The sequence below is a fragment of the Streptomyces sp. SID5910 genome (assembly GCF_009862125.1).
GTDB lineage: Bacteria > Actinomycetota > Actinomycetes > Streptomycetales > Streptomycetaceae > Streptomyces.
Genome location: NZ_WWHX01000677.1, coordinates 1 through 5,211, shown reverse-complemented (window position 1 = coordinate 5,211; position 5,211 = coordinate 1). Strand labels below are relative to the sequence as shown.

Genomic DNA, 5,211 nt, shown 5'->3' with positions numbered 1-5,211 from the left:
ACCGCGCCCCCGGCCGCACCCGGGCAGCCCGCACAGCCCGTCGCGGGCGACGCCACCGGCTGGTCGATGGACGAGCGGCTGTACAACCAGGTGTGGGGCATGTTCGAGGACCTGGCCCGCACCGCCGCCGCGTACCGCAGTGCCGTCGACTTCGCCGAGTCCCGCATGGACAAGGAGATCGACCAGGCCCTGTCCGACCCGCGCAGCCGGATCGGTGGGCAGGGCGACGCCGCGCGCGAGGCCGCCCGCGCCCGGCACGGCCGGCTCGTGGCCCAGGCCAGGGAAGCCCTCGACCGGGACCTCGCCCAGCTCGCCGCCGAGGCCGAGGTCGTCGAACCCGCTCTGCCGGCGGCCTACGCCCGCTGGGACAACCCCGTCTGGCACGCCTATCGCGTGCCCATGGAGATCCCCATGGCCGTGCGCCTGGGCGACCTCCGGCTGCCCGAGGCCGACCGGATACGCATACCGATGCTCGTCCGGCTGCCCCTGGAGCGCGGGCTGTGGATCGACAGCGGACGTTCCGGCTCGCTCGACGGTTCGTTCGCCGACTCCCACGAGACGGGACGCCTGGCCCTGGAGACGGCGGTCGCGCACGCGGCCCGGCTGCTCGCCGTCTACCCGGCGGGCGAGTTCACCGTCCACGTCATCGACCCGGCCGGAGCGGGGACGCAGGCCCTGGCACCGCTGGTGCGGACCGGCGTGCTCGCCGCCCCGCCGGCCCAGGGCGCCGCGGGGACGGCGGACGTGCTCGCCCGGCTCACCCAGCGCGTCGACCTGGTGCAGATGGCACTGCGCGGAGGCGCCACCGATGCGCTGCCGCCCGGCCTCGACACGTCCCAGCAGCTCCTGATCGTCAACGACTTCCCGCACGGCTTCGACGACCGGGCCGTGAACCAGCTCCGCTACCTCGCGGACGAGGGCCCCTCCGTCGGGGTGCACCTGATGCTGGTCGCCGACCGCGAGGAGTCCGCGGGGTACGGACCGCTGCTCGACCCGCTGTGGCGTTCGCTGCTGCGCCTGACCCCGGTGGCCGACGACCACCTGGCAGACCCGTGGGTCGGCCACGCCTGGACCTACGAGCCCCCGGTCGTGCCGCCCGGCAGCCAGGTGCTCCAGCAGGTGCTCACCGCGGTCGCCGCGGCCCGCCGTTCGTGGAACCGGTGAGCCGAGGCCCGCGCCGAGCCGGCTGCACCAAGCACTCGTAAAGTTGCCCTGACCTGGCGTTTTGGCTCTTCTTTTACCTCTCTCTTTACCTTTCCTTGGTGATTGGGGTACTGTTTTTCGTACGGAGGGGAGTACTCCCTGCCAACTGCGGCGTACCCGTCAATACGGATCAGGCCAGATCCCGGGGCGTCGGCCCGTGGGCTCCGGACGCGCCTCGCGCACCGGACGCCCGGGGTGGAAGAGACCTCCGGCAGCGACGACGCTGACATCTGCCGTGTGACGTACTGCCGGAGGCGTAAGTGGAAGTTTCCGTGACCCTGTGGGTCCTGACCATCGTGGGCCTCGCCGCCCTCATCGCGGTCGATTTCTTCATCGGCCGCAAGCCGCACGACGTGTCGATCAAGGAAGCCGGCATCTGGACGGTCGTCTGGATCGCGCTGGCGGGTCTCTTCGGACTCGGGCTCCTGATCTTCGGCGGAGGCCAGCCCGCCGGCGAGTTCTTCGCGGGCTTCATCACCGAGAAGTCCCTGAGCGTCGACAACCTCTTCGTGTTCGTCCTGATCATGGCGAAGTTCGCGGTGCCCTCGCAGTACCAGCAGCGAGTTCTCCTCGTCGGTGTCCTCATAGCCCTGGTTCTGCGGGCCATCTTCATCGCCGCCGGTGCCGCGATCCTCGCCAGCTTCTCGTGGGTGTTCTACCTCTTCGGCGCCTTCCTGATCTGGACCGCCTGGAAGCTCATCCAGGAGGCCCGGGCCGAGGAGGAGGACGAGGAGTTCGAGGAGAACAAGCTGCTCAAGGCCGTCGAGCGCCGGTTCGGTGTCGCCGACCGGTACCACGGCACCAAGCTGTGGATCGAGGAGAACGGCAAGCGCGTCATGACCCCGATGCTGGTCGTGATGCTCGCGATCGGCACCACCGACGTCCTCTTCGCGCTCGACTCCATCCCGGCGATCTTCGGCCTGACCCAGGACCCGTACATCGTGTTCACGGCCAACGCGTTCGCCCTGATGGGTCTGCGGCAGCTGTACTTCCTCATCGGCGGCCTGCTGAAGAAGCTGGTTCACCTCTCGTACGGCCTGTCGATCATCCTGGGCTTCATCGGCGTGAAGCTGGTGCTGCACGCCCTGCACGAGTCCGGGGTCCACGTCCCCGAGATCAGCATCCCGGTCTCGCTCGGCGTGATCTGCGCGGTCCTGATCGTCACCACGATCACCAGCCTCCGGGCCTCCCGGAAGCAGGCGGACGAGGCGGTCGCCCAGGACGCGGAGAAGCAGGACATCGAGGCCTGACCCGCTCCGGACCGTCCGCCGGACGCGCGGGTCACCGCCGGGAGCGGCGAGCGGCACAGAGCCGTCCGCCGCTCCCGGCGCCGTGGCGCGGGCTGGGGCAGAGGGACCCGGGCGGGGGCGCCGACCGAGGGCGTTCCCCGTCCGTGTGACCGGGAGTGCGGGGTCCGTTCGCCTCTGCGACGATCGCTGCATGATCACGCGGCCCAGGGCGCTCCTCGCACAGTGGACGAACGTCACGCCCGTGGTCGCGGTGGTGCTGCTGGGCCTCACCTGGGGGCGCAGCCTGCCCGGCGTGGTCGTGGCGGTGCTGACCGTCGTCCTCGCGCTGTCCGTCCTGTCCGCCGTGCACCACGCCGAGGTCGTCGCCCACCGGGTAGGGGAGCCCTTCGGCTCCCTCGTTCTCGCCATCGCCGTCACCGTCATCGAGGTGGCCCTCATCGTGACCCTGATGGTGGACGGCGGCGACAAGAGCGCGACCCTCGCCCGGGACACGGTCTTCGCGGCCGTGATGATCACCTGCAACGGCGTCGTCGGGCTCAGCCTGCTCGTCGCCTCCCTGCGCCACGGCACGGCGGTGTTCAACCCGGAGGGCACCGGCGCCGCCCTCGCCACGGTGGCGACCCTGGCCACGCTCAGCCTCGTGCTGCCGACGTTCACGACCAGCGCGCCGGGCCCGGAGTTCTCCACCGTCCAGCTGACCTTCGCGGCACTGTCCTCGCTGATTCTCTACGGGCTGTTCATCACGACCCTGACCGTGCGGCACCGCGACTACTTCCTCCCGATCACCCGGCAGGGCGAGGTGATCACCGTCGAGGACCACGCGAACGCACCGTCGTCCCGTACCGCACTGGTCAGCCTGCTGCTGCTCGCCCTGGCCCTGATCGGCGTGGTCGGGCTGGCGAAAGGGGTCTCACCCACCATCGAGGACGGGGTGGAGGCCGCGGGACTCCATCACGCCGTCGTCGGCGTGATCATCGCCCTGCTGGTCCTGCTCCCCGAGACCATCGCCGCCCTGCGCACCGCCCGCCGGGACCGGGTGCAGACCAGCCTGAACCTCGCGCTCGGCTCCGCCATGGCCAGCATCGGGCTGACCATCCCGGCGGTCGCCCTGGCCTCCGTCTGGCTCTCCGGACCGCTGGTCCTGGGCCTCGGCCCCACCCACATGGTGCTGCTCGCGCTGACCGTGGTGGTGGCCTCCCTGACGGTCGTACCGGGACGCGCCACACCCCTCCAGGGAGGCGTCCACCTGGTCCTGTTCGCCGCGTACCTGGAACTCGCGATCAACCCGTAGCGGACGCGGCACCCCGCCGGGTGGGCCGGTGCGCGGATCAGTACGTGACGACGATCCGCCGGGCGGGCCCGTCGACGCGGACGTGCCCGCCGTACGGGACGACGAGCTGCGGGTCGGTGTGGCCGAGGTCCACGTCGAAGACGATCACGGCGTCGGGAGCATAGGTCCGCATCGCGCGCAGCACCGCCTCCCGCTGCTCCGCCGCATAACGGGCGGCCTCCTCGGGGGTGTTGGGCCGGTCGAAGGACCACGTCTTCGAGCGGCCCATCAGCAGCGCGGAGAAGCGGCGGAGCAGACCGCGCTCGCCCATGTTGCGCAGCGTCCGGAAGACCTCCGTGGCGCTCGGCAACTCCTCCGAGGTCTCCAGGAACAGCACGCCCCCGTCGTACTCGGCCGGGTCGCGCGCGATCTCGCGGTCGGCCATCAGCAGCCCGCCGAGGACCTCCAGGCAGCCGCCCCAGCTGCGCCCCTCGACCACCCGGCCGGCATTGACCCAGGTCCAGCCGGAGCCGGGCCGGGTCCCCGGTTCGCTTTCGAAGGTCGCGGGGTCGGCCCAGTCCCGGTCCACGTCGTTCCAGCGCTCGGCGGGCCGCAGTCCGTAGGGGCCGGACGTGAACAGCGCGGCCCGCAGCGAGTCGGCGGTCTGCGGGTGCATGGCGCCGGGACGGCCCAGCTCGCACATCACGCTCGCGCCGTGGAACGCCACGATTCCCGTGGTGCGCAGAAAGGCCAGCAGGTTCGTGTTGTCGCTCCACCCGAAGAACGGCTTCGGGTGGGCCCGCAGCAACTCCCGGTCCAGATACGGCAGGACGGTGATCTGGTCGTCACCGCCGATCGACGCGAACACGGCCTTGACGTCCGGGTCGGCGAAGGCCGCGTGGATGTCGTCGGCCCGTTCCCGCGGTGTGGAGCCCATCTTGCGGGTGGCCGGATACTCGACCGGTTCCAGACCGAACTCCTCGCGCAGCCGCTCCAGGCCCAACTCGTAGGGGCGCGGGAACAGTCCGGGCAGACCCGACGCGGGCGATATCACCGCCACGCGGTCTCCGGGCGAGGGCTTGGGCGGGTACATGATCGTCGGGGGCATGCGCGGAGGATACGGCCGGCCGCGCCGCCGACGCACCGTGATAAACCGGGGCGAGCGCCGGCCGGTCAAGGGCCGCCGCACCGCGAACGGACCGGAGGAAGACGTGCCCCGCACCCTGGCCAACGCCCCGATCATGATCCTCAACGGGCCCAACCTGAACCTGCTCGGCCAGCGCCAGCCGGAGATCTACGGCTCCGACACCCTCGCCGACGTCGAGGCCCTGTGCGCCAAGACGGCCGCGGCACACGGCGGCACGGTGGACTTCCGCCAGTCCAACCGCGAGGGCGAACTGGTCGACTGGATCCACGAGGCACGGCTGAACCACTGCGGGATCGTGATCAACCCCGCCGCGTACTCGCACACGTCCGTCGCGATCCTGA

4 protein-coding genes and 1 pseudogene are annotated in these 5,211 nt (G+C 71.1%); 4 read left to right on the top strand and 1 reads right to left on the bottom strand.

Annotation, left to right across the window (positions count from 1 at the left end):
- The 3 genes and pseudogenes from GTW67_RS23735 to GTW67_RS23725 all read left to right on the top strand — a co-directional run.
- A pseudogene (locus tag GTW67_RS23735) lies at positions 1 to 1,164 on the top strand (TerD family protein); the annotation flags it as partial.
- A gap of 299 nt (positions 1,165 to 1,463) precedes the next feature.
- Positions 1,464 to 2,453 (top strand): TerC/Alx family metal homeostasis membrane protein, encoded by a 990-nt coding sequence (locus tag GTW67_RS23730; protein ID WP_161166828.1) that lies wholly within the window; start codon positions 1,464 to 1,466, stop codon positions 2,451 to 2,453.
- Between the two features lie 190 nt (positions 2,454 to 2,643).
- The gene (locus tag GTW67_RS23725) at positions 2,644 to 3,744 is read left to right on the top strand and encodes a calcium:cation antiporter (RefSeq protein WP_161166827.1); all 1,101 of its coding nucleotides are present in this window, start codon (positions 2,644 to 2,646) and stop codon (positions 3,742 to 3,744) included.
- 37 nt (positions 3,745 to 3,781) lie between these two features.
- On the opposite strand, the gene GTW67_RS23720 is transcribed toward GTW67_RS23725, so the two are convergent.
- On the bottom strand, positions 3,782 to 4,831 hold the full coding sequence (locus GTW67_RS23720) for a S66 family peptidase (RefSeq protein WP_161166826.1): 1,050 nt from the start codon (positions 4,829 to 4,831) through the stop codon (positions 3,782 to 3,784).
- 103 nt (positions 4,832 to 4,934) lie between these two features.
- Here GTW67_RS23720 and GTW67_RS37840 point away from each other — a divergent pair.
- Positions 4,935 to 5,211, top strand: a 277-nt coding sequence (locus GTW67_RS37840; RefSeq protein WP_161166829.1) for a type II 3-dehydroquinate dehydratase, incomplete at its 3' end; no start/stop codon positions are given.

Excerpts from the sequence above, each read along its gene's own strand:
- GTW67_RS23725 (WP_161166827.1), top strand. The coding sequence starts at position 2,644 with ATGATCACGCGGCCCAGGGCGCTCCTCGCACAGTGGACGAACGTCACG.
- GTW67_RS23720 (WP_161166826.1), bottom strand. The coding sequence starts at position 4,831 with ATGCCCCCGACGATCATGTACCCGCCCAAGCCCTCGCCCGGAGACCGC.